Raw genomic sequence first — 25,050 nt, 5'->3', positions numbered from 1 at the left:
GACCCTGGAGAACTACGCTCCGATCACCGATGTGGAGCGGGTGCTGCACTCCATCCGCAACGGCAGCCACCGGGGGCGCACCGTTCTCGGCGTCATGGGCGAATTCTGATCGTCGATGCTCGGCGTGCTCCGACAGCGTTCGGACGAAATGCGCTCCGGATCCACCGAGACCGCGGGGCCGTGAGATCGGTCGACGAAGCCCGGCTCGATTCGTTCGAGCCGGGCTTCGTCGGTTCCGCCGGTCATGGGGTCGTTCGGCCGTGGGCGTGAGGACCCGTACCGCCCCGTCGCGGCCGGACGAGATGAATGGACGCCTCGATCCGACCACGCCGCGCGGGGGAAGGCGTTGCCGCCGTGGCGAGCGCAGATCCGATACGGTTCTTTCGCATCCACCTATGTGCTCGCTCCGGCGGAGAGGCGAATTTCGTTGTCCACGAATCCGTTCTGGCGTTCGTTGTCGATTGTGGCGGTGTCCGCACTGCTCGCCGCGCCCGCGTACAGCCGGGCCGATCCGGTGGGCGACTCGCACCCGAACGACTTGGACCGCTTCTATCACCAGCCGCTCGAGTGGAAGCCGTGCGGTGTCGAGAACCTGGACAAGGCCGGTGGCGAATGCGCGAACGTCGCTGTGCCGCTGGACTATGGGCGGCCCGGCGGTCGCACGATCACCTTGGCGATATCCCGGGTGAAGGCGAGCGATCCGGCGCGACGGCGGGGCGTCCATCCGCAACGGCAGCCACCGGGGGCGCACCGTTCCGGGGGACTATCTCGCTGAAGGCTCTGGCTCAGGGTGGCCTACGTATGTATCTTTACCGTAGGGGCGGATGTCTGAACCTGTTGCTTTCTCGCACAATATGGACAGGTAAGGAGCTGGGTCGAGGAAGTGTGGGAGATTGCTGAGCGGTTGTCAACTCGATCGGGGCATTTAGCGCGTCTGCGTCGGCTGTCGGTCACCTATCGACGCGGACGCTGCCGGTAGAGCATGGAGTGCGGACCCATCCAGTCGTGATGTGGAGGGTATGGGGTTCGATCTGTCCAACTCTCTAGCGGTCAATTGCCGCCGTAGCCGATTATTTACAACTGTGGCGGCCACCGTCACGTGTCGAGGCGTTCGGCAGCGCGCCGATATTGCAATACGATGCGTTCCACTCCTTCCGGTGTCCGGCAACTGAGGCTGGTGCGGGTGATCGCAGGCGACGCCGGCCCTTTTGTCGCCGGCGGTGCGAGTGTAGAGCAGGTCTGTGTGATCACCTGAATGCAGCCAACATTCGACATAAAATGTACCCAGCGTGGGTGAAATTGCCGATATGTCGGTGGCGCTGACGGTCTGGGTGTCTTTCTGCAGAATGTGATACAAAGTGGGTACCCAAAAGAGCGTTGACACGTACATCTTGCTACCGAAGACTGACTTGTAGACCGAACATTCAGTATTCGGTCGGACATCCCGGCGGTAGCTGCTGTGGGGAATCTGCTCGTTTATGAATGTGTAGGGCTGACATTCGCCGGGGGCGGTGGGAAATTTGCGTGCGCCGTTGCTGCGCTGTGCGCTGCACGTGTACGAGGTTTACTTCCATTCACTGCCGTGCGACCACTGAAGCTCGCTGTGAGATGTCATCAGTTCATATCAGGCGGCCACTATTCCGATTGTATAGCCTTCGTGCGTCAGTAATGAAAGGAATACTTAACTCATGGACATTCTCGGCCTACGCAGTTTCGAATCTCGTCTCGAGCGGCCTGTCGATCCTGGCGAACGGGATCGCGATTCTGCACTCGTTCGGCGCGATCGACCGGCTTGGTGGGATCCGGCCCTAACGCTGCGGGCCGGCTCCTGGGAGTCCGTCGCTTCTGCGCTGTCTATCTACCAATGCCTTCGATCGTTGAAAGAGGAACTCCATTGCGACGTTTCATTGTACGGATCGTGGCCGAGTCCAGTGTGGCGCTCGGCAGTATCCAGGTCGCTGCGCGAAGCCTGTGCTTGCGCAGTTGTGGAGGTGAGTGCGTGAGTAGGCATCGCCGCTGCCGTACGAGTGCACGAGCCGGGGGAGTGGGAAGCGGTGGCGGTGACCACCGCCGCTGTGATGGCGACGGGCGCTGGCGCTGCGGCCGCAGACGAAGGCCCCGTCCCGCTGCCCGGCTGCCCGGTGCTGCTGGTGTTGGGCGTGCAGGGCACCTCCGAGTCATCGCCGACCGCCTCCCCTACTGCGGATTCGGGAATGCTCGGCCGGCTGTTCGCACCGATAGTCGCTGAGGGAGCGAGCGTGGACCGCGTCTACATTCCCTACCCAACGTCATTCGGTGGTGTGCTGGGCGCCGGACCGGCCACCGACCCGTTCGCCTCCTCGACTGATCAGGCCCCCGCTCGACTGGACGCCACGGCAGCCGAGGTCGTGGACCGCTGCCCACACACGCAGATCGCGCCGCGGGATATTCCGGCGGCGCCGCGGTAGTGTCCGGTTTCGCGCAGGACACCACTGCAGGTATCGGTCCGGTGCCTGCAGATCGAGTGGCCGCGATTGCGCTGCTGAGTGATCCCACCCGACCGGCTGGGACAGGGCCGACACCGAGTCTGGGGGGCCAGGCGTCGCCGAGTGCCCCGCCGGGCACAGACGGCACACACACCGCACATGTGCGGCTGTCGCCGGTCCCGGGCAGCGGCGGCATTGCCGACCGGGGCACCGACTTCGGTGCCCTTGCCGGGCGAGTGGGCGAGTTTTGCGCGGCGGGTGATTTGGCATGCGATGCCCCCGGTCATGCCGCGGCGCTGCGCACGGCAGCCGGACTCGCGCCGCAGGCCGACCTGCGGGACCCGATCACGGCGGCGGGCAGCCTGGCAGGGGTATGGAGCCACACGGTAACCGAGGCAGCCAATACGGTGTTGCTGTCGGATGTCACGGTTGATCCGGCCGGCCAGGTGAACCAAGCACCCGCGCAAACCGTCTCGCAGCGCCTGGCGGAGGCAGTAGATCCACGCACTCCCGCGCCGACCACGGAGCAGACCCAGGCCGCGGCGGACACAGTCGGTCAACTCGTCGGCGCTATCAGCGCCGACCCTCTAGGACAGATCCCGAGGCTGGTCAATCAGATCGGCGCCGCGGTCGGCGCTGAGATCGCGGCGAACGCTGACCTGCCGAATCCCGCAACCCTGTTGCACTACGCGACCGTCACTGTCGCGCACACCGGGTACGGCGCCAACGGCCAGACCGACTGGTTCGCCGCAGCCTCGCATGATCTCTTGGGGAACGGGCGATGAGTGCCGAAGCGCAAAGCCACACGCGATACGTCTTGGCCTCGAGCGCCGCTGCCGCACCGACGACCGTATTCGATGTCGTTGCGCCACCGAAACGCAGTCCGCGAGGGCTACCGGACCTGCTCGGCGTGGCCGAATTTCCGGTTTCCACGCCGACGATCTGCGCTACGCCGAAGGGATGCTGGCACAGCAGGAGCGGGCATTCGCGTGCGAGATGCGCGCCAGTGGTCGGCGGGCTGAGCGATGTGCCCGGGCGCCACGATCGAGCGGCGGACTCACGATGAGCTTCTACGAGGACGACCAGCCGCGCCACCACGATGATGGTCGTTGCAGACCCGACCGGTTAGGGCTCTATGGGATAGTGCCCGCAGATGGTCTTCTCGCGTGGGGTCCGTTTGGCGCGGAGCATGAACTCGCGCATGCCGAACGCCGCGATGCCGACCCGGCAACCGAATTCGATCTGCTGCGCAGGATCGTGCGGGCCGCAGCGGTCGCTAGCGTGAGCGAGGGAGAGTTCGTCCGTCGGCTGCGCACGCCGCGAATGATGTTGCAGCCACGCTTCGGTGCGAATGATTCGACTGTCGTCGGTTTCTCGCTGCGCGATCCGCGGACAACGCTTCTGCGACCAGAGATATCGGACGCAGAACTCGGTGGCGATTGCCTGCTGCAGGTGCTGCGCCTGGATTGGGACTCCAGCGAACAGGCACGGTCGGAGGCGGCGGCGGAGTGGCGACATGTGCGCATTATGGGCCGACGGGAGCGGGAATCAATCCTGTTGACCTCGCAGGCGATGTGGCAGCGAGCGCTGGTAGATGCCGCACAGTTCAATCACCGCCTACGGCTTACCGAGGCAGCAGATCGCCAAAGCTGGCAGTGGTCGGCCACCCGAGTCGCCGGAGTTCTCGCCATCTGGTCGCTGCGCTCCGAACCCGCCTCCGGCGCGCCGTTGGCCACCGCATCCGAGCAAGTTGCCCGATCCGGCATGGCCCGGAGCAGCGGTCCCCGCCCGAGGCCGGACGGGGCCCCTTCGGCCAGTCTTGCGCGGACGGCGTATGTGCTGGCTCAACAATCGGCCACCGCCCACGACACGGCGCGCGAGACGCTGTTACTCGCGCAGTTGTCCGCGTCGGTGATGCTCATCGCGAAGGCCCATCACGGGCGCGGCGAGCTACCGGCCGCGATGCGGCTGGCGGAGCGCGCATTGTCGCCACTGGCGGAGCTCGAACGGCTGATGCGCGAGCGCATCGATCCTCTCCCGCCCGACGACGATGCGGTGGGCGAGTAGATGCCGCGAGAGTCGACTACCAGCACGATCTCGGCCGCCCTGCACGCTGCGCGTGCCGTCATCGGCGACAACGACGCTGAAGCAATTGGTCTCGTCATCGTTCTGCTGCGTGAGGGGTGCCCGGTGACCGTGCTGCGGCAGCCGCGGCGCGAGGTCGACCTGGCGACGATCACAGCAGCGGCGCGGTCGGCGAGCGCTCGCTTTCCGACTACACCTACGACTTGCTCGATGGGTGATGTAATCGATCGAGCGGTGCTGTGAGCCGGATAAGTAGAGTGTTGCAAGCCGTGCGCGACATGCTCAGTGCGGACCACATACAGGGCGTCGCGAAAGCAGCGGCGCACCCGCTCTCCAGCACCGCGGACGGTCTTCGGTCTGCGGTGTCGACAACGACGCATGCCGACGAGACGCTCGCGAAATGGCTGGAACGGCACGGCAGGGGATCCGAGGTTGAATCGACGCACGTCGGTGATTTGCCCGAGCGCAAGGAAGCCGGACGTGACGAGCGACCGTTGAACCCCGACACTACCGACATCACGACGCCGCCCTTCTCACACAACATTGCCGGGCTGCCGGGGCTGATTGATCAACGGTCGGCGGAGTTGGGGTTGCACACACCAGCCCAGCGTGCGCTGGAATCGAGCTTGTTCATCGACGAGCCGGCCCATCAGGTAGCCCTGCTTTCGCGCTACCCGCGCCCGGAACTGACGTTCGGTGAGAGGGATTGGGCGGGCTATCTGGATGCCCGCGCCTTCGCCCGCCATTACGGTGATCAAGAGTTGACCGTGCCGTTCATGACCGTGAGCGGTCCCCGATGAAGTGATCCGGCCCCCGGAGAGCGAGCCGCTCTTACGAGAGTTGAGACTCTGGTTGGGTGGGGTGCCACAGCATCTCATACTCGTCGGGGCTGACGTGGCCGAGGTAGCTGTGGAGGCGTTCGGCGTTGTAGAAATTATCGATCCAGTCGGCCATTGCTATGGTCAGCTCAAGGTTCGTGGGCCACTTCCTGGTGTTCAGCAGTTCGGTTTGCATTCGCCCCCAGAACGCTTCGATGGCGGCGTCGTCGAAGCAGTCGCCCACGGTTCCGAACGAGGGTATCAGATTGTGTCTGCGGAGATTTTCTCCGAACGACCAGGATGTGAACTGAGTGCCGTGGTCGGCATGTAATATAGCGCCGTGGGATCTTTTCCGTTCCCGGACCGCCATATTCACCGCGTTATTGACTAACGCCGTGTCCGGAACTGTCGAAAAGGACCTCCCGACAACCTTCTTCGTCGCAGCGGTAGCAAATACGGTTGTTCGGCCGCTGTCTGACACTCGAAGTTCACGGGCTGCTCCAGGGGGGACTGCGGCCGAAACGCCGGACGATCGATCTGGAGAAAGGACCACCATGCCTTCGAGGAGGTCTCACCGGCCCGGGGAAGGGGCGGTATCTCCTCTCACCACGCGATACCGACCGCATCCGATGTCGGGCATCTGGCCTCGCTGACGGCGTCGCTTCATGCCGAGTCGCTGGCATTGCAGGCCATGGAGAACCTGGCGAGGCAGACCGGACACGCCGGCGACTTGGCGTTCACTGAACTGCCGGACAACGAGGTGTCCTCATTCCTCGCCGACGATGCGTCGGCTGCTGCGTTGCCTGCGCCCGTGTCGCCGGCCAGGAACCGATCCAGCTGCTCGACGCGGACCGGCGATTCGCCGCCCACCATCTGGCTCTGGCGTTCGTCCCACCCGCCGCGCAGGCGGTCACTGCGGCCTGTGGTGAACCGGAACAACTGATTGCCCAGTTGCACAACGATCTGTCAGTCGATCCTGCGTTCCGCCGCACTTCAGTGAGATCTGTCGTACACGGTGCCCGACCAGGACAACCGCAACGCCACAGCACCATTGATGGGCCGCCGGTGGGGTCGCGGTCGCCCGGATCTCTCGCGGGGTGCGCCACCAGGACCTGCGCTGGCGTCACCGCAGATTCTCGAGTGTGGCGCCCCGGGAACGCGCAGGCGATACCCCAGACATCGGGATCCCTGGGCGAGGGGACGCCGAGATTAAACCGACTGGCCGGTGTTATCGTGGGTGTGTCGTCGGATCTCCCTTCAATCGTCCGGCGACCGGTTTGAGGGAGCACTGTGCGACTCGCCTCCCTACCCGCCCAGGACGCCTTCTCGCATGACGCCCTGGGTGGTGGCGTGTGCGGCGCACTTGCACCGCACACGCGCTCTCCGGTATCGCAGAACTCGGTCGCCCGCTGAAGCCTCCCTCGTCGCCGTCGGTGACGGAGCCGACCGCTGGGTGGTCCCCTCGGATCACACACCCGCTTCGCGGATCACGGCTGCAACGACGACTTCGCCGGTCCACCCGGCCAGGGGTTCGGTCCGGCCCTGCACCCGCGAAGCCGCAGAGTGCGGGCCGGTGGTTGCCCCGGTTCATTCGAAAGAGGTGAATCGGTCGCGCCCGGTTGTTCCTACAGTCGACTGTGTGGCCCTTGGCTGCTCGGCAAGGAACCTCATAGACCGGGGCTTCGCCGGACCCGCGGCGGAGCCGACCCGCGTGGCGCAATCGCCCATCTCCTGGCGTATCCGCCCCCCGAGAGGATTCGACTATGACGACGTATGCACCGGTCACCATCCAGCAGGCGCAGTTCCCGATCATCGAATCGTTCACCCAGGACACCGTGACCAACCCGCACTGGCAACTGCTGGGCAGTGCGCGGCTGCACGGCGGCAGCCTGGAGCTGACCCCCAACACCGATTCCCAAGCCGGGACAGCGTTCCTCGATCAGCCGTTCTCCTCCACGCTCGGGGTCACCATCGACTTCGACTACTCCTGCGAGGGAGCAGCTGGCCTCGGCGACGGCTTCAGCGTCTACGTGATCGACGGCGCGCATACCACCCAGCCCGGCGGTATCGGCGCCGCACTCGGCTACTCCGTCACGAAAACGGGGTCGGGGCAGATCGTCGCGCCGGGAGTCACCGCCGGGTTCGTCGGCGTCGGCTTCGACAACTACGGGAACTTCGCCACGCCGCTGGCCGGTACCGGAGGCGGTGCGCAACGGCCCAACACTCTGGGGGTGCGCGGAGCCGGCAACCTGCGGGAAGGGTTCAGGTGGCTCACCGGCGTTGCGGTGCCGGGTGGCTTCCGAGCGGATTGGGAGCGCGGCGCCCACATCCAGGTCTCCATCGTCGGCGGCCGGCTCACCGTGCGCCACGCCGACAAAACCAACCCGAACGGCACCCTGCTGATCAACGACTTCCATCTCGCCGGCGCCGACGGTCAGCCACCCGTGCCGCAGACCTTCAAACTGGGCTTTGCCGCCGGGACCGGCGCCGCGACCGCCTCCCACCGCATCCGCAACCTCAAGGTGACCCTGCCCGCGGAAATGCCGCTGGAGATCCACGGCCCGCGCACAGCGCAGTCCGGACAGCGAATCGCCTACACCATCGGCGTGCAGAACCTCGGCCCCAACGACGCCCCCGACGCCGTGCTGGACGCCACCGTCCCGACAGAGCTGACCGACTTGGAAGTCACCTGCCAGGCCGAGAACGGAGCCGTCTGCGGCACCGGTTCGGTTCGCGACGGCTTGCACATGCCGATCGACCTGCCCAAGGGCAGCAAAGCGACCATCAACCTGACCGGCACCATCGATTCGCAGTACGAAGGCAGGCTCACCTGCACCAGCCTTGTCACCTCACCCTCCCGCGCCAACACCGCCGAACGGCACTCCGGCTCGGTCACCACCGAGGTCGATCGGCCACCGGTCACCGTGTCCCCCGTGATCGTCGGGCAGTGGCCACAGACCTGGCCCGAGGACGCCAAAGGGTGGGTGATCAGCTATGAACTCACTCTGGCCGCCCACCAGCAGCGGGTGGTGTGGTGGGAGATCGGCTTCGACGTCCCGCCCCGAACCCGCATCAATCCCCAGCAAACCCAGTGGTACAAGGTGCTCGAGGACGGCACCGACGGATCGGTCGTCATCACCACACCGGATGACACCCACACCATCGAGCCCGGCACACCCCTGACCGTGGCCGTGCAACTGCTCTACCCCTCCCAGCACGAGGCCGGTGACGGCGCCCTGCGCAACCTCCACGCCACCGAGGTGACCCGCCCATAACCCGAACTCCCAGCGATCGCCCGTGGCGTCGGTGCCCGAATTCTGAGGGACTGTGAACACGTGTTGAGACAGAGTCGAGCAGGCCGGGGCACAGTCGGGATAACACCCGTTCGGACTCCCCGGGCCTCTCGTCGAACCACGGCTACGTGCGGCCGAAGGACAGGCACGGACCTGGCAGGCGCGGCCCGCTCGTATCGCTCAGTGCGGCGAGGTGTTCACGTCTTTGGTGGCCGGGCGGCCCTTAACCAAGTTGTGAGGGGCTGAGTCCAAGGCGTCGAGCCGTTCGGCCACACATCAACTCGGGCTTCTCGATGCTGGGCCAGCGCGAGCAGTGCCCACACCTGGTCGAAGGTGAACGGCTCTGCGGGCGCCCGCGAGTCGCTGACTGGGACTGCGGCAGGCTTCATCAGTCCGGCAACCCTGGTGGTCGTGAACGCCCTGCGGACCATGGGCCGGTCCGCAGGGCGCCGCGCCAGCAGGGTCGAATCGTCGGTTACAGTCACAGCCCGCTGCTGCCGAGGGACAGGACGCTGCTTCCGGCGCTGAGCAGCAGCGACAGAATCGACAGGATATTCACTTCGGACTCTCTTTCTCCCGGCCGTCGCCAGGGCTTTCTTGGGCCGGTCCGGGAACGTTTCGAGCGCGTCGGCGCCTCGCTGGCAGGCCGCTCGGGTGCAGCGTAGGCGCTCACTGCGGTTCGGCCGCCGGGTTGCACTGCCCACGTCTGGCAACAACGGCCACTGAGCACGCTCCTCGTCGTGGCCTCCCGCGCAACCGGCGAACCAGCGACAAACCAACGCATACAACGGCACCCGTGGATCCCGGTGGCGGCCTGATCGTCATTCCGGATCGTCGGGTCATCACTCGTCGGTTGCTGTTGCGCTGCGGCCGCGAGATGTGTGGCGCCCGCCCGCGCCGCGCCTGGTGACGGGGCTGGTGGGGGTGTGCTGGCACGGTGAGGGGTGTGGATGACGATTTCCGATCGGTAACCGATATAGCGGCCCTAGAGTTGGGTGCGGCACCGCGAGACGACCACACCGATCGTGTCGAGCTGGTCACGCTGGTGCGGTTCGCGACCGGCGACGGTGTGCTCGCGTTCGGTTCCCGGGCCGCGGCATGGCGGGTGTGCACGCTGCTGGGTACGCAACTGAAGACGCCGGGGCGGGTGGCGGTGATCGGGCCGCGGGCGCGGCCGCGGTGGCGGGTGCGGGTGGCGGAGGCGACCGGCGTGCGGATTCGGTTGGGACTGCTCGACCGCCGCCGGGGTGGGCGTCGGGTGCAGGGGCTGCCGCCGGAGGTGATCGCCCGCCTCGACCAGGACGCCGCGGCGATCGCACGGGCGGGGTTCTCGGCCGCGGGGACTGTTCATCTGACCGGCCCGGTGCTGCGACTGCAGATCACCTGTCCCACCCTGGCGGTCGCGTTGGCTGTCGCCGGGGCACTGCGGCGGGTAGGGGCCGTCGCCGGGGTGCGTCACCACGAGCGAACCGGCGCCGAGCAGGTCACCGTGGCCGGGATCGACGCGGTCGCCACGGCGTTGGCCGCGATCGGCGCACCCAGGGCGGCGCAGCGGATGCGCGTGCGCTGGGACGACCGGCGCCGCAGCCGCGCTTACTCCGCGACGCGGGAGCTCACTGCCGCCAACACCGGACGCGCCCAGCATGCCGCCGACACCCAGGTGGCGGCCGTGCGGGCGGCGCTCGCGGTGCTCGGCGACCGGGTCCCCGACCACCTCGCGGCCATCGCGCACCTGCGGCTGCAACATCCGCAGGCCGGGATGGGCGCGCTGGGGAAACTGGCCAGCCCACCCCTGTCGAAGGACACCGTCGCCGGGCGGCTGCGGCGGCTGATCGCCCTGGCCGAGCGTCACACCACGCAACCCGACACGACCCAAACCTCCTGACGATCACCGCAGTGGTTATCTTTCAGCGAAGTCTCACAGTCGGTAGGTTGCTGCGGCCCAGGTCGGCAGCCCTCGATGTGGACAGGAGGTGGGGCGGTGACGTCGTGGCGTGATGCGGCCGGTGGTCATGGTTTCGGCCGGATGATCGAGTTGGGTGTCGAGGCCGTAGTGAACAAGGTCGGTCAGCGGGCGGGGTGCGCACCGCTGAACTGGGAGCTGTTCGTCACCGACGACACCGGCGCGCTCGCGGTCTCCGGCACCACCGCCGGCCGGGACTACAGCGAAGCCCAGGTCCCGGAGATCGTGCAGGCCTGGGCACAATTGCTGGGGTTGTCCCGCGTCGTGCCACCGTCCACGGGTGGGACCATCGAGTACCGGGGCGTCATCGAGGGCATCGAGGTCGAGGTCTGGGGCGTCATCGACCAACAGTTCTTCGATCTCGTCGCCGGACTCGACTTCCCCGAATGACACCGCGCCCAGCATGCGGGGGGCGCATCGGCGTGCGGAAACTGCCACTACCGCTGGGTATCGAGGTGATGAGGTGGTCGATGACGCTCGGCCAGGTCCGGGCCAGACCCGAGTCGAGCACGTCATTGCGAACTGCCTCGTTGCGACTGGTTGTGCGGGGACTGCGGCTTCTTCGGCTCTGTCCTGAAGAATCGACAGAGCCGCCTGCGGGGGCCTCGGGCGTCGGGTGTCAAGGTGTTTCGGGTTGGTCGGGGGTGTCGGTGATGGTCCATGCCGATTCGCCGAGTTCGCCGCCGAACTGGCGTTCGCGGGCCAGATACCCGGAGTCGATGAGTTCCTGTAGCGCTTCGGCAACCTCGGTGGCGTCCTCGGTGCCTGCGGCGGCGATCGACTCGAGGCTGAGGTCCTCACCGCGGCCCGCGGCCAGCAGAAACACCAATACCCCTTTGGCCCGGAACGAGATCCGTGAATCGCGCACGGCCGCAATCCGCACAGCGACACGATCGTCCATCCCGGCGTGTCCCTTTCCCTCGCCGATTGTTTGCGGTGGCACGTGCCCTCCTCGAGGGGTGGGGCGTTGTCGAGGTACGACAGTTGTTTCCAGGATGCCGCCGGGCACCCGGTTGGCAGGCGGTCAGGCTGGCATGCCGCTCGACTCCCACGCTTCGATGGGGTCGCGGGAATACCAGTGACCGCTCCATTCACGCCCGGCTTCCAACGCGGTGTAGAACTCGATGTCATCCGGCAGGGCAGGAAAGTGGGCGGAGAGCACACCCGGCTGGTCGCGGTAGAAGCGGTGGGCGCGCTGCACCGATCGAGCGGCGAGTTCAGCGTGGCAAGCACGGCGGATGATCACCGCCTCGTCATCGGTGCGCCGGTCGGGGTCACTGGTGTGATCCAACGGGTAATGCATCTGATACTCCAGCCGCGCCAACGGCTCACCCGCGTGCTCGAGCAGCCACGCGATCCACGCCGGAATAAACGGCTGCGCCGCCAACGCCCGCTGCGCGAACCCACCGCCGGTGCCGGGCCCGCACGGATCCCCCGACTGCGCCCCGGTGAGTGCAGTGGAGTCCGCGTGGTCGTGATCCCGGCCTTTCCGATGCCTACCTGCCATAGCCGCAAACTATCAGCATCAGTGCGAACATGGACCCCGTTCGGCAACAGGTCCGGCACGAACCGGCCACGCTGAACCCGGCCGCGGCCCAGATCATCGGGTTCCGCCGACCGTGCCCACCATTGTGCGGTGTCGCTTCCACAGGCGGTGGGCGCTGTGGTCGCTGGCCGTATACGGCGGCGTGACCAGCTCTACTCACCCCCTGGGTAGGCGTGTCTGCGGACGGTCCGGTGCCCGAACTGCGAGGATGATCATTCATGTCCAGGGGCAAGGAAAGACCCGATCGACGTGCCGGGCAGCGCGCACGCGGCCCGCGCGCCGAGACGAGCGGTCTGGTCACGGCGATACAAGCCGAGATCTGGCATCGCCGCTAGCCACCCGCCAGCCTCCTCCAAGCGCTCGCCACGGCCCGCGGGTACCCGTTGACCGCAGCCGACATGCAGGTGTTCACCGGACTGGGCATCACCCCTCGCCGCCCGGGGCTGGAGCTTCGTGCGGGAGTGTTCCGGACCGGAAGTGCTCACCTTCAGCTACCGGCCCTCCGACGCCGGACCGGTGTACCTGCATGCGGGGCTCGAACCAGTCACCACCGTCGTGGTCACCCTGGACCGGTCCCAACCGGCCGACATCGTCACCGGTTGCGAGGTCGAAGTGCTGCTCGTCGGCACCCCCCGCGGGCAAGCCCGCCTCACCGACCTGCCCGGTCTGACCACCCACCTCCGTGTCATCCAAGCCTTCCGGCCAGGTGACCCGATCCCCGTCGCGTTCCCCCACGGCCACACTCGGGTGGACCCGGCTCAGCGGCGGGCACCGGAGCACGCCACGGGCGAATAGCCGTAGACGAGTCACAGGTGTGGACGCCGAATTCGGATGACCAGCCCGGCTGCCGGACCCTGGGTCCGGGTGGCGATCCGAGCCCACGACTGATCGGCTCGCCAGGAAGGGGGCCGTGAGCGCTGAGACAATGCCCGCGCACGTTCAAGGACGCCGCAGCGGGGCCCTATCCGCCTCTGGCCGAAGGGTTTTCATGATAGGGAACACCTCTCGGTGCTGGTAACGGCGTTACCCTGGCTCGGACAGGACGCAGCCGGTTACCTGGATCCAGGGGGAAGAGGATGCTCAGTTTGGAAAAAGAATCGCCGGTGTCCTCGCTGTATTGAACAGGCTCGATCGCACGGCGCCGGTGGCGGTCATCGACGAGATCGGCCGGCGTGTGCAGGAGCTGAAGAACGAAGCGCTCGCCAGCGTCACCGATGACCCGCAGCGCCGCCGCATACTGCTGAACCAGGCCCCCCAAGCCAGCCGGCTCGTCGCCGCAGCACGTGAACGGGGCGAACGAGCCCTCGCCCTCGCTGTGGCCGAGCCGCAACGGGAGGCTGTAGCCCGCCGAGCCGCCGAGCATCGGCCCGCAGCCACAACATCGACCCCGGCCAGGAACGCAGCGATGAGCCTCGCCGACGCGCGGCGTGAAGATGCAGGGACCTTGGGTCAGGTGAGGCCGGTGATGTCTCTGGCGATGGTGGTGAGCCGGTTGCGGGCGGCGGTGAGCACGCCCTGGCGGTTCTTGTTCGCTTCCTCGTAGGCGAGGATCACGCGGATATCGACGGGGTCAGTGAGTTCTTTGATCGCGTCGGCGGCCTGGGTCAGGTTCAGCTCCGGGTAGTCGCTGATGGGCAGTTCGTCGGGATCCAGGACACTGGTGGTGGCGCCGCGGACCGACCGCAGCGCGTCGGCGGCGGTGTCGGCGCCTTCACCGCGGGTGACCTGCCCGGCGGTGGCCAATGCCGCGTCCCGGGACGCGGTGAAGGTTTTGACCGCGACATCCCCGGCGCGGCCGCCTTGGGCGAGCAGTTCCCCGAGTGCGGGCCGGGTGGCGCGGACGGTGTCCAGCGCCCGGTCCAGGCCACGCGCCGACCAGTCGACGGGCAGGTTGAACAGTCGCACCGCGGTCCCGGTGGCTGCTTGCAGCAGGGTCGGGCGCAGCGCGGCGGGCCCGCCGAGGGCGTCTTCGGCCAGGACGGTGGTCAGCCAGTCCACGGTCTCGGTGTGGGCGGTGATCAACCGGTCCGCCAACCCCACGACCTCGGGATGCCCGGCGGTGGTGGCGAGGGCTTTGATGTAACGGGCGCGGTCGAGTAGTTGGTGCTCCAGGGCCAGATCACCCAGCAGGGCCTCCTCGAACGGCTGCGCTTGGTCGGCTAGTGCCTTGACCGCGGCGACCGCGCGGCCGAGGAACGGGCCGATCACCTCCGGGACACCACCCAACTCGCGCATGGCGGCCTCGATGGCGGCGGCGCGGTCGCGGGCGCGCTCGGCGTTGGCGGACAACTCCTGGCGTATCGCCTCGGTGCGGGCTTGGGCGATACGGGTATCGGCAATCTGGATCTCGGTATTGGTCAACGCCTGCGCAGCGCGCAGCTGCGCCAGCAACGTCGTGATCTCGCGGGTACTCATATCGACTTTCCCCTCCTTCCGATGGTGAGACAGCATCGAATCGGCGCAACGGTGCACCGGCTGTCAGGCTTACCCGCGTTCCGGACCGGCAACCCGCCCGTTACCTTCCCCTTCCGCCCGCGCCAGGCAGCGGGTGTGTGCGTCGGGCCCACGCGGCCACCAGGAGAGAAACCGATCGGTAGAGAGACGGCCCGCAGACAGGATGCCTGCGGGCCGCCGTATTGCGCTGGTCGAACGGTGCGGCGTTAGGGGTGTCTACCCGCGCCTGAATCGGATTCGTTACCAGTGGACTCCGCCGCCTTCTCAGCATAAATCCCCAGGACAGCTATGGCCCCGCACGCTGGCCAGGTAGAGGATGGCCCGTGTGCCGTTGGCGGTATTTGATGCCGTGGCAGGGCGTGCGCTACCCTCGGAGGTGCCTTTCATGAGCAACCTTCGGGTCGTGTATCAGAAGTGCCCTCAGTTGCCGCTGGGGGCCTTCGTCATATCTGGAGTTGTTGTGCGCTGATGCTCACGCAGGGCGTGGGGTACGCGGCGTAGCGTGCGGCTAAGCCGCGCGCCCCGGCCGTCGCATCAGGCGGAGGTGACCGCGGGCCCCACCCCCTGCCTGGATCCGATTCGGAAGCCCATCGACTCGGCGCGAGCCACGATGCGATCGACCGTCGAGCGCGTCCACTTGACGCTCGTGATCCGACTCAGTTCGGTCGCGACTGCGTTGGCGTTGAACCCATGCTCAGCAAGCCGTGAACCCATGCTCAGCAAGCCGTAGGAGTTTCTCGATCTCTGTCGCTGGCTTCTGAGTCAATCTGCCGCGCACCAGCTCCCTTGTGATGTATAAAACTGACGGAGTTGCTTGACACTCGGACCCTCTGAACCGTAGGGAGATTCGGGTGAGCGAGCCTGTCATGGACCGCGAGGTGCGTGCCCCGGACCTCTCGCCGAACCCGCCGTGCGCCTCAGCGCCGGTACGGCCCCGGGTTGTGGGTGTGGACGACTTCGCCCTGCGCCGCGGACACCGCTACGGCACGATCCTGATCGACATGACGACCCGCCGACCGATCGACATGCTCACCGACCGCAGCACCGAGAGGCTGACCGCCTGGCTTCGAGACCGCCCCGGCATCGAAATCATCTGCCGCGACCGGGCCGGCGTCTACGCCGAAGCAGCGACCACAGCAGCACCGCACGCGATCCAGGTCGCTGATCGCTGGCACCTATGGAAAAACCTCGGCGACGCCGTCGAACGCACCGTCGCCCGCCACCGCCGCCACCTGACCGCGGTGCCCGACCCCGACGACGCACCAGCACGGCCCGACATCAGCGAAATCGCGGCGGCTCTGCCCCACGGCCCGGTCGAACCACATCTGCGTGCCGATCGGACCGCGGTCCGAACCCGCGAGCGTTATGCCCAGGTCCACACACTGCTCGCGCAGGGCCACAGCCTGCGCCGCATCGGTCGCGAGCTGGGCTTGGCCCGCGGCACGATCCGCCGCTTCGCCCGCGCCGCCTCACCGGATGAATTGGGCTCAGGCACAAAGTTGGTGGCGTGCCGATGATTTGGAGCCTGGCGGGAGGTAATCGATCATGACCAGGGTGTGCTGATCTTGATCTGAAGGTCCTGCTTCCGCATCTCGCCGACCTGAACATCGAGCAGGTCACCCGCCGCGGAATGGCTTTATGGATCCATGCCGACATCACTGCGCAGGGCGCGTCGTGTCCGGGCGGCACGTGCTGGTCGGTTCGGGTGCACAGTCGCTACCAGCGGTGTCTGTCCGATGCCGCGGTCGGCGGGACAGAGACATTGATCTGCCTGCGGGTACGCCGGTTCTACTGCGACAACCCGGATTGCGCCCGCGCCACGTTCGCCGAGCAGGTACCCGGCCTGACCACGGCGCATGCCCGACGGACCCCATTGCTACGCAGCATGCTCGAGCGGATCGCGTTGGCGGTGGGTGGCCGCCCCGGCCAGCGGTTGACCCGCCACTTGTCGGTGACGGTATCCAGGATGACTCTGCTGCGGTTGATCCGGGCAGTGCCGATGCCCGAACCCGGCCCGGTGACCGCGCTCGGCGTCGATGACTTCGCCTTCCGCAGAGGCGCGAACTATGGCGCCATCGTGGTCGACATGCGCACTCACCGGCCGGTGGACCTGCTGCCGGACCGATTGAACGACACCTTTGCCGAATGGTTGCGTGCCCACCCCGGTGCCGCCGTGATCTGCCGCGACCGGGCGAGCGGGTTCGCCGAGGGTGCTCGGCGGGGAGCGCCGGACGCCATCCAGGTCGCTGACCGCTTCCACCTGCTTTACAACCTCACTGATGCTGTCGACCGGGTGGTGCGGGCCCACCGCAAGTTCCTGCATGATCGGCCAGTCGATGAGGCTGTTGCCCAGCCCGCTCCCGCGCCGGTGGTCGTCGACGGTCGGCGTGCGGAGTTTACCCGGCAACGGTGGGTGGAGGTTCACGCGTTGTGGGACAAGGGAATCGGGCACACCGCAATCCGCAGGGCGCTCAACCTCGACGACAAGACGGTACGCCGCTACGCCCGAGCCGGCAGCGCCGACGAGTTGCTGACCCAGTCGCCCAAACGCGGCAGCGCGCTCGACCCACACACCGCCTACCTGGCCGAACGCTGGTAGCAAGGGTGCACCAACGCCGCAACCCTGACCGGCGAGCTGCGCGAGCGCGGTTACCGGGGCGGTGAACGCCAGGTTCGCCGCTTCCTGCAGACCTGGCGAGCCGGCACCACGCCACCGACCGCCACGCCGATCACGACACCTAAACCCCGGCAGGTCACCGGCTGGATCATCCGTCCGGCACACCAGCGCACCGAGGCCGAACGAGCCGACCTGGCCCGGAACCTGGACCGATGCCCGGTCCTGCGCGGCGTCGATCAGCTGGTCAGCGACTTCGGCGGGATGCTGCGCCACCGTCGGGGCCAGCACCTCAACGCCTGGATCGCTGCAGCCCAAGCCAGTGACATCTCCAACTTCAAGGATTCGCCGCCGGTCTGCTCAAGGACTACGACGCAGTCCGCAACGGACTCACCCTCGAATGGAGCAGCGGAGCCGTCGAGGGCGCGGTCTGCCAATTGAAGGCGATCAAGCGCAGGTGCTTTGGCCGGGCCAACTTCGATCTCCTGCGACGCCTCGTGCTCCTCAGTTGACCACCACCCCCGGCAAGATCACCAAATTTGTGCCTGAGCCAGAACTCACTGGCCATTGACACTGGGGCAAGTTCACCGTCAACTCGGTGTCCAAGTGCGCCGACGTCGGCAAGGCTTCGATCTACCTGCGCTGGCCGAACAAGAAGAGCTGCTCGCCAGCGCGCTGGAGGCGTAGATCAGCCCGGTCGCCGACATCGACACGGGCCCCAACTCCCACGATCAGCGAACGGGCCTGCTCATCGCCGTCGCCCGTCCTAACATCGTGTGCACGGCGAGCGGGGCGGCGGCCTGGTGTCGTCGGAGGTCGGCAGCCGACGTTGCTGGTGGTGGGGATGGTCGGGCGCGCGCGGGGAGGAGGAATTCGTGCCCCTGGTGCTGGTTGGTGGGGTCGCTGGCGAGGGGGTGTGGCTCGCCGGTGAGTGTGGCCAGGGCGTGGGCGATTTCGTCGATGGTGGCGCGGGTGTAGATATCGATGGCGTTGCCGTTGTAGCTGCGGTCGGAGTGGCCGGCGTAGGCCTTGGCGACGGCGGGGCCGTAGTTGCGTTCGACCCAGCGCAGGGTGGTGTGGCGGAGCCAGTGGGTGGAGATGCCGTGCTCGGCGATCCAGGGGAGTTGTCGGCCGAGGCGGTCCCAGAGCACGTCGTAGCGGCGGATGCCGAGGGGGTGGCCGTTGCGGTAGCGCAGCAGCCGCCGATTGCGGGCGGCGGTGATGGGATGGCCGTTGCGGGTGAAAGCGGGCAGTTGGTCGGTGGGTGGGGTTCGGGTTTCGCGGTGTTCGATCAGAGCCTCGGTCAGGGTGGGGGAAATCGGCTGCCAGCGGGAGAAGCCACCCTTCTCCCGGACCTGGATCAGGCAGCGCACGGGGTCGAGGTCGTCGCCGCTCATGGTGAGGATGCCTGCTCGGCGGCAGGCCGTTTCGATGTGCAGGCGCACGATCAGGGTGTCCAAGACGGGGTCGTCGCCGCCGTCGGCGACCGCGGTGCAGATCTGGGCCAGCGAGTCGTGGGGCAGGGCGCGCCGGTTGGAGGCCGGGCGCGGGGCCTTGCCGAGTTTGGCGGTGGGGTTGTCGGCGGCGGTGATGTAGTTGTCGTTGACCGCGTGCTGGTAGAGGCAGCGCAGGGCGTGGATGCAGTGGTTGGCGGTGCTGACCCCGCCGCGGTCGTTGCTGCGCCGCTGGCGTTGCTCGCGCACCGTGTGCACGAAGGTCTGCAGCTGGGAGACGGTGGGTTCGTTCAGGCGCTGGTCGGCGTGGTCGACGAGGAGCTTGTTCCAGTAGGAGAGGTAGTGGTTGCGGGTGGGAGTGTCGGGCATGGCGGCGTAGACGATCGGGACGTATTCAGCCAGGGTCGGTATCGCTCGCGTGGTACCTGGTTGGCCGAGTAGCTGTTCGGGTTCGATTCCGAGCCCTTGCAGCAGAACTCGCGCGGCGGCCAGCTGAGCGTCGGAGGGCGGTGTGCTCATGCTGGGAAGGCCTCCTCGAGCGGGCCGGTCCACGGAGCCAGCAGTGCGGTCAGGGTGGCGGGTGGGAAGACCAGCAGAGTCGCCGACGGAATATCGGCGAGCAGCAGCAGATATCCGCCGTCGATGCGGGTCTCGCGCCGCAGTGCCGCGCGCAGGCGCAGGTTGGCCTGCCCGTCGACGTAGGCCGGGGCGGCATCGTCCTGGTTGTCGGCGGTGAGGGCGAGCACGCCCTCGTCGACGCGAATGCGGCACTGTTGGCCCCGCCGCCATTGCAGGGCGGTGAGCAGGCGCCGGGCCATGATCCGGCCCGCCCGGTCGATGGGGCGGACGTCGTACAGCGCGGGCGCACGCGCCGGTTCCTGCGGCCGGATCAGCGCCGGGAGCGGGAGCGGTGTGTTCCACGCGAGCGGCTTGGCGGCGGGCCCGGCGAGCGGGCGGTTACCGGGTGTCCGAGAGGGGGCGTTCAGGGTCGAGGGGATGGCGGAAACGAGGCCGGATAGCATCAGCGCGCCCAACTTTCAGTGTCAGGCGGTTACACACCCGGTTCTGTGTTCTCGAACCGGACATACGCAGCAGGTGCCGCGAATGTTCACGCTGTGTGCGCAGGAAACAACTTCACAACACACAAATCGCGGCGGATTCGCAACCTTTGGGTGTTCATAGAGCTAACCATACCCCGTTTCGCCGATCGGCCTGCCGAGGCGACGGCTACGGTGGCAGCGCTCGCACGCCATCAGCTGGGCAGCCCCAGCCGATCGGCGATCGTGCCGAGGATGCGATGCAGGTCGGCACGCTCGGCGGCGGTGAGATCCGTGGTGGTCTCGGCGTCGATCGCCCGCGCGGCGTCGAGGCATTTGCGCAGTAGTGCGCGGCCGTGCGGGGTCAGGTTCAGATTCTGACGGCGGCGATCCTTCGGGTCTCGCAACCGTTCGATGGCCCCGAGGGACTCGAGGTGGTCGGCCAGCGCGACGACCAGACTCGGCGCGACGCGCAGTAGCTGTGCCATCTCCATCTGCGATGTCGGTCCGTTGGCCGCCAACACATTCAACATCCCGGCGTGCTTCGGCTTGAGCTCGAGACCCGACACATCGGCGCTGAAGCGGTCGGTCAGGAACGCGCCCAGCAGTCCGAGCCGGAAGCTGAGGGTCTCCGGCAGCTTTTCCGCCTTGACGTTCTTCATGGCGAGCATAATACTGAACCTAAATCAGTCACGGTCTGAATGATTTTTGGAGTGAAAGATGCAGGACGAGAAGCTCAGTCGAACCGCGATGGTTGTCAATGCGATCGGCGCGGCCACCGCCGTGGCCTTCAGCGTCGCGGCACTGGTCGATCCGACCGCCGCGATCTCGATCGGCGCGGACTCGCCCGGGATCGATCTGTATGCCCAGGCGTACGCGGCCCGGGCGATCCCGCTGGGTGCCGCGCTGCTGTTCAGCCTGGCCGGCCGCCGCAAGAGGGCACTCCTACCGCTGCTCACCGTGTCCGGCGCGGTACAGCTCGGTGACGTCGCCATCGGCGCCGCGCAGGGAATTCCTGGCATGATGGCGGGCGGCAGCGCGCTCGCGCTCGTTCACCTCGCCACCGCGGGACATTTGGTTCTCCGCAGGAGCCGCTTCGCCACAGCCGCAGCCTGAGCTGAGACTTCGGCGTGAGTCGGACATGCTCGTCGAAGCCGAGGTCGGCGACGACGGAAATCTCGGTTCGGATGGCTCGTGTCAGCAATCTCCGAGGAAACTTCTGTGGCAGGGTGGTCGGCTGTGCAGACAATCCTGATCACGGGGGCGACATCGGGTATCGGGCTGGAGTCGGCTCAGCAGCTGGCGGCGCAAGGGAATCGGCTCGTGTTGGTGGGGCGGAGTCCGGAGAAGCTCTCCGCCGCGGCGAAGCTGGTCCGAGGCGCGGGGGCGGCGGGAGTCGACACGCTGGAGTGCGATTTCGCGTCGCAGTCGTCGGTCCGTCAGCTGGCGAAGGAGGTTTCGTCCGCCTACGACCGGCTGGATGTGCTGGCCAACAACGCAGGTGGCTACCACAAGGCCAGGAGCGAGACCGTGGACGGCATCGAGGCCACCTTCGCCGTCAACCATCTCGGTGGTTTCCTGCTCACCGAACTGCTGACGGATCTGATGGTGCGCAGCGCCCCGTCGCGCATCGTGTTCACCTCGTCGGTCATGCAATTCGGCGCCACCATGGATTTCGCCGATCTGGAGTTCCGGGAGAGTTATTCGGGAGAAAAGGCATACAGCCGGTCCAAGCTGGCGAACGTCCTGTACGCCCGGGCGCTGGCGCGGCGTCTGGAGGGAACCGGCGTAACGGTCAACGCCTTTCACCCCGGTGCGGTGGCAACCGGGATCTGGGATTCGATGCCGTGGTTCGGGCAACCTTTCGTGGCGCTCGCCAAGCGATTGTTCATGATCTCCGCCGCGGAAGGAGGACGAGCGCTGACCTACCTGGCCGCCGACCCGGAGGTCGCCGCGGTCAGCGGTTGTTACTTCCAGAACAACCGCGTCAAGGCTCCGTCCCGTCTCGCGCAGGACGACGCACTCGGGCAGCAGCTGTGTGAAGTCAGCGCCGCTCTGGTCGGACTCACCGGGTAGGCGCACACACGACCAGCGACACCGTTATCGCTGAGCAACCCGACAATCGACGCCGACTGAAGCGGAAGGCAGGGGAGCATGATCCGTACTCGTTTCGAGTCGATCGGCGCGTACACGCCGACGACTGTCCGCTCCACCGAGGATCTGATCGCCGAGCTGGCCGTGCCGCGGTCGCTGGACCTGGAGCGCATCACCGGGATCAAGAATCGTCGTGTCTACGACTCGGATCCGGACCGGTACGAATCGTCCTTCGAGCTGGCGTTGCACGCGATCGAGGACTGTCTGTGGCATTCCGGGTATCGGGCCGACGAATTGGACGTCGTCATCTCGGCCTCCATCACGCGTACTCGCGGCGCGGGAATCTTCTGCTACGCACCTTCTTTCGCGCTCATGCTCGGCAATGCGATCGGCGCGAACGCGGCTCGGCACTTCGATGTCTCCAATGCCTGCGCCGGGATGATCACCGGAGTGATGGTGCTCGATCGCATGATCAAGGCCGGTGCGGTGCGCAACGGCCTGGTGGTCAGCGGCGAGCAGATCACGCCGATCGCCGAGACGGCGCTGCGCGAGATCAGCCGCCCCTACGACCCGCAATTCGCGGCGTTGACGGTCGGTGACGCCGCGGTCGCGGTTGTGCTCGACGACCGGGGCGACGACGAGGACGAACTGCACTATGTCGAGCTGATGACCGCGGCCGACGGCGCCGAGCACTGCATCGGAATGCCCAGCGACCGCACCGGCGGCATCGCGATGTACACCGACAACCGCGCCATGCAGAACGAAGCCCGGTATCGGCAGGGCATCGACCGTATGGCCGACTTCCTCGCCGAGACCGGACGCACCTGGGAGAGCGAGAAATACGACTACTGGATCCATCATCAATTCAGCGCGCCGGCCATCGAGTACATCTCGGATCTGACCGAACGGCATTTCGGCACGCCGATGCCGCAGGCCCTCAACGTGCTGCACGACTACGGCAATACCGCTTCGACCTCTCACTTCCTGGTCCTGCACGAGCATCTCGCACAACAGAGGGTTCCGAAGGGATCCAAGATTCTGATGATCCCCGCGGCATCGGGCATCGTCTCCGGGTATCTCGCCGCGACCATCTCGCGTTTGGCGGCATGAGCATGGCGACGACGATCGTCTCGGCCGCGACGAACCGCGACCTCGACACCGGCAGCTACCTCGAACTGGCCACTCGCGCGGCACTGGCCTGCGTCGAGCGCTCGGAGGTCGGCCTGCACGAGATCGGGATGCTGATCAACGGGGGCGTCTTCCGGGACAGCAATATCTCCGAGCCGGCGGTGTCGGCCCTCATCCAGAAGCGGATCGGCCTCGGGCTCACGTATGCGGCCGGGCGCGTCCCGGTTCTGTCCTTCGACCTGATGCACGGGGCCTGCGGCCTGCTGCACGCCATCGCGACTGCCGACACCTTCCTCGCCACCGGCACGGTTCGGTACGCGTTGGTCGTCGCGGGCGACACCCACCCCTCGACCGAGCGCCACGTCGCCGATTTCCCCTACAGCGCCAGCGGCGCCGCCCTGTTGCTCGGAACCTCGCCTGCCACAGGAGGATTCGGGCGGCTGCACACGCGCGACACCACCGGCCCGGTCGGCCCCATCGCCTGGGTGCCGCTGAACGATGTCGGCGCCGACGGTCGCAGCGCGATCCGCGTTCGTACCGGTGCGGAGGACCGGGTGGATTCGGCGGCCGAGGTGGTGCGTGCCTGTCTGGACTCCGAAGGGCTCGACGGCCGCCACTTCGCCGAAGGACACGCGCTGCTGCTGGCGCCCGACCAGGCCGCCGACTTCCGCGTCCGCTTGGCCGGCGCGCTCGCCATTCCGTCGCGGTCGGTCGTCGGTTTCGACGCCTCGATCGGAGATCCCTACACCGCGGGGCCGGTACACGCCTACCTCCATGCGCGGGAAACGGGCCTGCTCGACACCGCGCGCATAGTGGTCTTCCTGGCAGTGGACGGAGCATCGGCAGCCTGTCTGACCTACAGACCGCGGTCGGCGTCGCCCACGTGCGGCGAATCGGGCGGTGGAACCGCGCAGGCCGGGACACCGACCGGCTCCGGTACCGAGCCGGTTGTAGTCGCTCGGCAGTAGGACGCACATGAGCGATGCGCGGGTGTCCATGCCGTGGACGCGAGGGCGCGAACCGCTACATCCGAGGCTCGCGACGCTCGTGGGCCGCGACGGGCTCACGAATCCGCGATGCGGTGCGTCGGTGCGGCCGTCACCCCAGCCGACAGCAGTTTCTCGGCCAGCGCGCGGGCGCGGTGCGCGAGCTCGGGCGGGTCGAGTATCTCGAAGTCGTGCCCCAGCAACAGCACATGCATGAGCACGAAGTCCAGGCTGTGGTCGGCTCCGCTGCGGACCTCGCAGCGCCCGCTGCCGCACGGCCGTACGACGGCCGCCGACGCCGGAATCTGCGCGCGCACCGTGTCGGCGGAGGCGTGCACGAGGAATCGGGCCCGCAGTGGGTAGACCCGGTTCGCCACGCCTTCCTGTACGTAGGCCGCCGCCTCGGGCGCCGCGCGTGGTCGGAAGCGCCACGTCCGCGCGGCCACCTCGGTCATCCGGTCGACACGGAAGCTGCGCCAGTCCGCACGATCGAGGTCGAAGGCCAGCAGGTACCAGCGCCGGTCGGAGGCGACCAAGCGGTAGGGCTCGACCCGCCGCCGGCGCACCCGGTCTCCGGCGGGATAGTCGAAACCGGCCTCGACCTCGTCGCGGCAGGCTCTGGCCAGCGTCATCAGCACGTCGGGGTCGACCGGCGGGTGACCTCCGCCGAAGGACTCCACCGAGCCGGAGAGTGCCTGCACTTCGTGCCGCAAACGGGTGGGCAGCACCCGGTCGAGTTTCGCCAGCGCCCGGAGCGCGACATCCCCGGCGCCCGCGACCGCGGCGCCCGCGCCGCCGAGGAGCGAGACCGCGGTGACGATCGCTTCCTCGTCGTCGAGCAGCAGCGGCGGCAGCTCCTGTCCCCGGCCGAGCTGATAGCCGCCGCCGACGCCGTGACAGGCGTGCACCGGATAGCCGAGCGTGCGCAGGCGCTCGACATCGCGCCGTACCGTGCGCGGCGTGACGCCCAGCCGCTCCGCGAGCTCGCGCGCGGTCCAGACCTGGCGTTGCTGCAGCAGTCCGAGCAGGGTCAGCACCCGCTCGGTCGTGCCCCGCTCGGTACCGCTCGCCGCTTCCATGTCGCTCAGCCTGCCAGAAATAGCGGACCGATTC

25 protein-coding genes are annotated in these 25,050 nt (G+C 67.3%); 16 read left to right on the top strand and 9 right to left on the bottom strand.

The window, feature by feature from the left end; all coding sequences use genetic code 11:
• The first annotated feature begins 427 nt into the window (after positions 1 to 427).
• From ACIHAX_RS20785 to ACIHAX_RS20760, 6 genes are all read left to right on the top strand, one after another.
• A complete protein-coding gene (locus ACIHAX_RS20785; RefSeq protein ID WP_364428556.1) occupies positions 428 to 775 on the top strand; it encodes a hypothetical protein in 348 nt (115 codons plus the stop codon).
• Positions 776 to 2,060: 1,285 nt separating this feature from the next.
• A complete protein-coding gene (locus tag ACIHAX_RS20780; RefSeq protein ID WP_364428553.1) occupies positions 2,061 to 2,447 on the top strand; it encodes a hypothetical protein in 387 nt (128 codons plus the stop codon).
• 179 nt (positions 2,448 to 2,626) lie between these two features.
• Positions 2,627 to 3,250: a hypothetical protein gene (locus ACIHAX_RS20775; RefSeq protein WP_397279099.1), complete on the top strand. Its 624-nt coding sequence runs from the start codon at positions 2,627 to 2,629 to the stop codon at positions 3,248 to 3,250.
• A gap of 277 nt (positions 3,251 to 3,527) precedes the next feature.
• The gene (locus ACIHAX_RS20770; RefSeq protein WP_397279097.1) at positions 3,528 to 4,532 is read left to right on the top strand and encodes a hypothetical protein; all 1,005 of its coding nucleotides are present in this window, start codon (positions 3,528 to 3,530) and stop codon (positions 4,530 to 4,532) included.
• A complete protein-coding gene (locus ACIHAX_RS20765; protein ID WP_397279095.1) occupies positions 4,533 to 4,793 on the top strand; it encodes a hypothetical protein in 261 nt (86 codons plus the stop codon).
• Positions 4,794 to 4,819: 26 nt separating this feature from the next.
• Complete coding sequence (locus ACIHAX_RS20760) at positions 4,820 to 5,350, top strand: hypothetical protein (protein ID WP_397279093.1); 531 nt, start codon at positions 4,820 to 4,822, stop codon at positions 5,348 to 5,350.
• 31 nt (positions 5,351 to 5,381) lie between these two features.
• Here ACIHAX_RS20760 and ACIHAX_RS20755 read toward each other — a convergent pair whose 3' ends face one another.
• Positions 5,382 to 5,738, bottom strand: coding sequence for a transposase (locus tag ACIHAX_RS20755; protein WP_397279109.1), 357 nt, complete (start codon positions 5,736 to 5,738; stop codon positions 5,382 to 5,384).
• A 293-nt stretch (positions 5,739 to 6,031) separates the two neighbouring features.
• A complete protein-coding gene (locus tag ACIHAX_RS20750) occupies positions 6,032 to 6,325 on the bottom strand; it encodes a hypothetical protein (RefSeq protein WP_397279091.1) in 294 nt (97 codons plus the stop codon).
• Between the two features lie 806 nt (positions 6,326 to 7,131).
• Between ACIHAX_RS20750 and ACIHAX_RS20745 the strand changes: the two genes are divergently transcribed.
• From ACIHAX_RS20745 to ACIHAX_RS20735, 3 genes are all read left to right on the top strand, one after another.
• The gene (locus ACIHAX_RS20745) at positions 7,132 to 8,643 is read left to right on the top strand and encodes a hypothetical protein (protein WP_397279089.1); all 1,512 of its coding nucleotides are present in this window, start codon (positions 7,132 to 7,134) and stop codon (positions 8,641 to 8,643) included.
• 964 nt (positions 8,644 to 9,607) lie between these two features.
• Entirely contained in the window at positions 9,608 to 10,546 is a 939-nt protein-coding gene (whiA, locus tag ACIHAX_RS20740) for a DNA-binding protein WhiA (protein WP_397279087.1), read from the top strand.
• A 96-nt stretch (positions 10,547 to 10,642) separates the two neighbouring features.
• On the top strand, positions 10,643 to 11,014 hold the full coding sequence (locus ACIHAX_RS20735; RefSeq protein WP_397077235.1) for a hypothetical protein: 372 nt from the start codon (positions 10,643 to 10,645) through the stop codon (positions 11,012 to 11,014).
• Positions 11,015 to 11,243: 229 nt separating this feature from the next.
• Here ACIHAX_RS20735 and ACIHAX_RS20730 read toward each other — a convergent pair whose 3' ends face one another.
• Both ACIHAX_RS20730 and ACIHAX_RS20725 read right to left on the bottom strand, forming a co-directional pair.
• Entirely contained in the window at positions 11,244 to 11,492 is a 249-nt protein-coding gene (locus ACIHAX_RS20730) for a hypothetical protein (RefSeq protein ID WP_397279085.1), read from the bottom strand.
• A 156-nt stretch (positions 11,493 to 11,648) separates the two neighbouring features.
• Positions 11,649 to 12,131, bottom strand: a complete 483-nt coding sequence (locus ACIHAX_RS20725) for a hypothetical protein (RefSeq protein WP_397279083.1) — start codon at positions 12,129 to 12,131, stop codon at positions 11,649 to 11,651.
• Positions 12,132 to 12,623: 492 nt separating this feature from the next.
• On the opposite strand from ACIHAX_RS20725, the gene ACIHAX_RS20720 reads away from it, so the two are divergent.
• Positions 12,624 to 12,965 (top strand): hypothetical protein, encoded by a 342-nt coding sequence (locus ACIHAX_RS20720; protein ID WP_364428520.1) that lies wholly within the window; start codon positions 12,624 to 12,626, stop codon positions 12,963 to 12,965.
• Between the two features lie 654 nt (positions 12,966 to 13,619).
• On the opposite strand, the gene ACIHAX_RS20715 is transcribed toward ACIHAX_RS20720, so the two are convergent.
• Positions 13,620 to 14,585: a ferritin-like domain-containing protein gene (locus tag ACIHAX_RS20715; RefSeq protein WP_364428514.1), complete on the bottom strand. Its 966-nt coding sequence runs from the start codon at positions 14,583 to 14,585 to the stop codon at positions 13,620 to 13,622.
• An 890-nt stretch (positions 14,586 to 15,475) separates the two neighbouring features.
• On the opposite strand from ACIHAX_RS20715, the gene ACIHAX_RS20710 reads away from it, so the two are divergent.
• The gene (locus tag ACIHAX_RS20710; protein WP_397279081.1) at positions 15,476 to 16,141 is read left to right on the top strand and encodes a transposase; all 666 of its coding nucleotides are present in this window, start codon (positions 15,476 to 15,478) and stop codon (positions 16,139 to 16,141) included.
• 113 nt (positions 16,142 to 16,254) lie between these two features.
• Entirely contained in the window at positions 16,255 to 17,223 is a 969-nt protein-coding gene (locus tag ACIHAX_RS20705; protein ID WP_397279079.1) for an ISL3 family transposase, read from the top strand.
• 746 nt (positions 17,224 to 17,969) lie between these two features.
• On the opposite strand, the gene ACIHAX_RS20700 is transcribed toward ACIHAX_RS20705, so the two are convergent.
• The 3 genes from ACIHAX_RS20700 to ACIHAX_RS20690 form a co-directional block, all read right to left on the bottom strand.
• A complete protein-coding gene (locus ACIHAX_RS20700) occupies positions 17,970 to 19,211 on the bottom strand; it encodes a tyrosine-type recombinase/integrase (RefSeq protein WP_397279077.1) in 1,242 nt (413 codons plus the stop codon).
• Positions 19,208 to 19,714: a hypothetical protein gene (locus ACIHAX_RS20695; RefSeq protein ID WP_364428502.1), complete on the bottom strand. Its 507-nt coding sequence runs from the start codon at positions 19,712 to 19,714 to the stop codon at positions 19,208 to 19,210. Before ACIHAX_RS20695 ends, ACIHAX_RS20700 begins: the two co-directional genes overlap by 4 nt.
• A gap of 230 nt (positions 19,715 to 19,944) precedes the next feature.
• Positions 19,945 to 20,391 carry a MarR family transcriptional regulator gene (locus ACIHAX_RS20690; protein WP_355077420.1) on the bottom strand — a complete coding sequence of 149 codons (447 nt, stop codon included), beginning with the start codon at positions 20,389 to 20,391 and terminating at the stop codon, positions 19,945 to 19,947.
• A gap of 58 nt (positions 20,392 to 20,449) precedes the next feature.
• Between ACIHAX_RS20690 and ACIHAX_RS20685 the strand changes: the two genes are divergently transcribed.
• The 4 genes from ACIHAX_RS20685 (at position 20,450) to ACIHAX_RS20670 (ending at position 23,919) form a co-directional block, all read left to right on the top strand.
• Complete coding sequence (locus ACIHAX_RS20685) at positions 20,450 to 20,845, top strand: hypothetical protein (protein WP_364428498.1); 396 nt, start codon at positions 20,450 to 20,452, stop codon at positions 20,843 to 20,845.
• A gap of 123 nt (positions 20,846 to 20,968) precedes the next feature.
• Positions 20,969 to 21,805: an SDR family oxidoreductase gene (locus tag ACIHAX_RS20680; RefSeq protein WP_397279075.1), complete on the top strand. Its 837-nt coding sequence runs from the start codon at positions 20,969 to 20,971 to the stop codon at positions 21,803 to 21,805.
• Positions 21,806 to 21,883: 78 nt separating this feature from the next.
• Positions 21,884 to 22,933, top strand: a complete 1,050-nt coding sequence (locus ACIHAX_RS20675; protein ID WP_364428492.1) for a 3-oxoacyl-[acyl-carrier-protein] synthase III C-terminal domain-containing protein — start codon at positions 21,884 to 21,886, stop codon at positions 22,931 to 22,933.
• Entirely contained in the window at positions 22,930 to 23,919 is a 990-nt protein-coding gene (locus ACIHAX_RS20670) for a hypothetical protein (RefSeq protein WP_364428489.1), read from the top strand. The genes ACIHAX_RS20675 and ACIHAX_RS20670 overlap by 4 nt, the downstream gene beginning before the upstream one ends.
• A 95-nt stretch (positions 23,920 to 24,014) precedes the next feature.
• Here the strand turns inward: ACIHAX_RS20670 and ACIHAX_RS20665 are convergent, their stop codons facing one another.
• Positions 24,015 to 25,016, bottom strand: a complete 1,002-nt coding sequence (locus ACIHAX_RS20665; RefSeq protein ID WP_364428486.1) for a YafY family protein — start codon at positions 25,014 to 25,016, stop codon at positions 24,015 to 24,017.
• Positions 25,017 to 25,050: the final 34 nt, after the last annotated feature.

This window comes from Nocardia sp. NPDC051929, from assembly GCF_044548645.1.
GTDB lineage: Bacteria > Actinomycetota > Actinomycetes > Mycobacteriales > Mycobacteriaceae > Nocardia > Nocardia sichangensis.
This window is presented reverse-complemented; position numbering and strand designations above follow the sequence as displayed.

Bases quoted from the DNA above. Each gene is read 5' to 3' on its own strand.
- ACIHAX_RS20770 (WP_397279097.1), top strand. From the start codon at position 3,528: ATGAGCTTCTACGAGGACGACCAGCCGCGCCACCACGATGATGGTCGT.
- ACIHAX_RS20765 (WP_397279095.1), top strand. From the start codon at position 4,533: ATGCCGCGAGAGTCGACTACCAGCACGATCTCGGCCGCCCTGCACGCT.
- ACIHAX_RS20755 (WP_397279109.1), bottom strand. From the start codon at position 5,738: ATGGCGGTCCGGGAACGGAAAAGATCCCACGGCGCTATATTACATGCC.
- ACIHAX_RS20745 (WP_397279089.1), top strand. From the start codon at position 7,132: ATGACGACGTATGCACCGGTCACCATCCAGCAGGCGCAGTTCCCGATC.
- ACIHAX_RS20725 (WP_397279083.1), bottom strand. From the start codon at position 12,131: ATGGCAGGTAGGCATCGGAAAGGCCGGGATCACGACCACGCGGACTCC.
- ACIHAX_RS20715 (WP_364428514.1), bottom strand. From the start codon at position 14,585: ATGAGTACCCGCGAGATCACGACGTTGCTGGCGCAGCTGCGCGCTGCG.
- ACIHAX_RS20705 (WP_397279079.1), top strand. From the start codon at position 16,255: ATGGCTTTATGGATCCATGCCGACATCACTGCGCAGGGCGCGTCGTGT.
- ACIHAX_RS20700 (WP_397279077.1), bottom strand. From the start codon at position 19,211: ATGAGCACACCGCCCTCCGACGCTCAGCTGGCCGCCGCGCGAGTTCTG.
- ACIHAX_RS20695 (WP_364428502.1), bottom strand. From the start codon at position 19,714: ATGCTATCCGGCCTCGTTTCCGCCATCCCCTCGACCCTGAACGCCCCC.
- ACIHAX_RS20690 (WP_355077420.1), bottom strand. From the start codon at position 20,391: ATGAAGAACGTCAAGGCGGAAAAGCTGCCGGAGACCCTCAGCTTCCGG.
- ACIHAX_RS20685 (WP_364428498.1), top strand. From the start codon at position 20,450: ATGCAGGACGAGAAGCTCAGTCGAACCGCGATGGTTGTCAATGCGATC.
- ACIHAX_RS20675 (WP_364428492.1), top strand. From the start codon at position 21,884: ATGATCCGTACTCGTTTCGAGTCGATCGGCGCGTACACGCCGACGACT.
- ACIHAX_RS20670 (WP_364428489.1), top strand. From the start codon at position 22,930: ATGAGCATGGCGACGACGATCGTCTCGGCCGCGACGAACCGCGACCTC.
- ACIHAX_RS20665 (WP_364428486.1), bottom strand. From the start codon at position 25,016: ATGGAAGCGGCGAGCGGTACCGAGCGGGGCACGACCGAGCGGGTGCTG.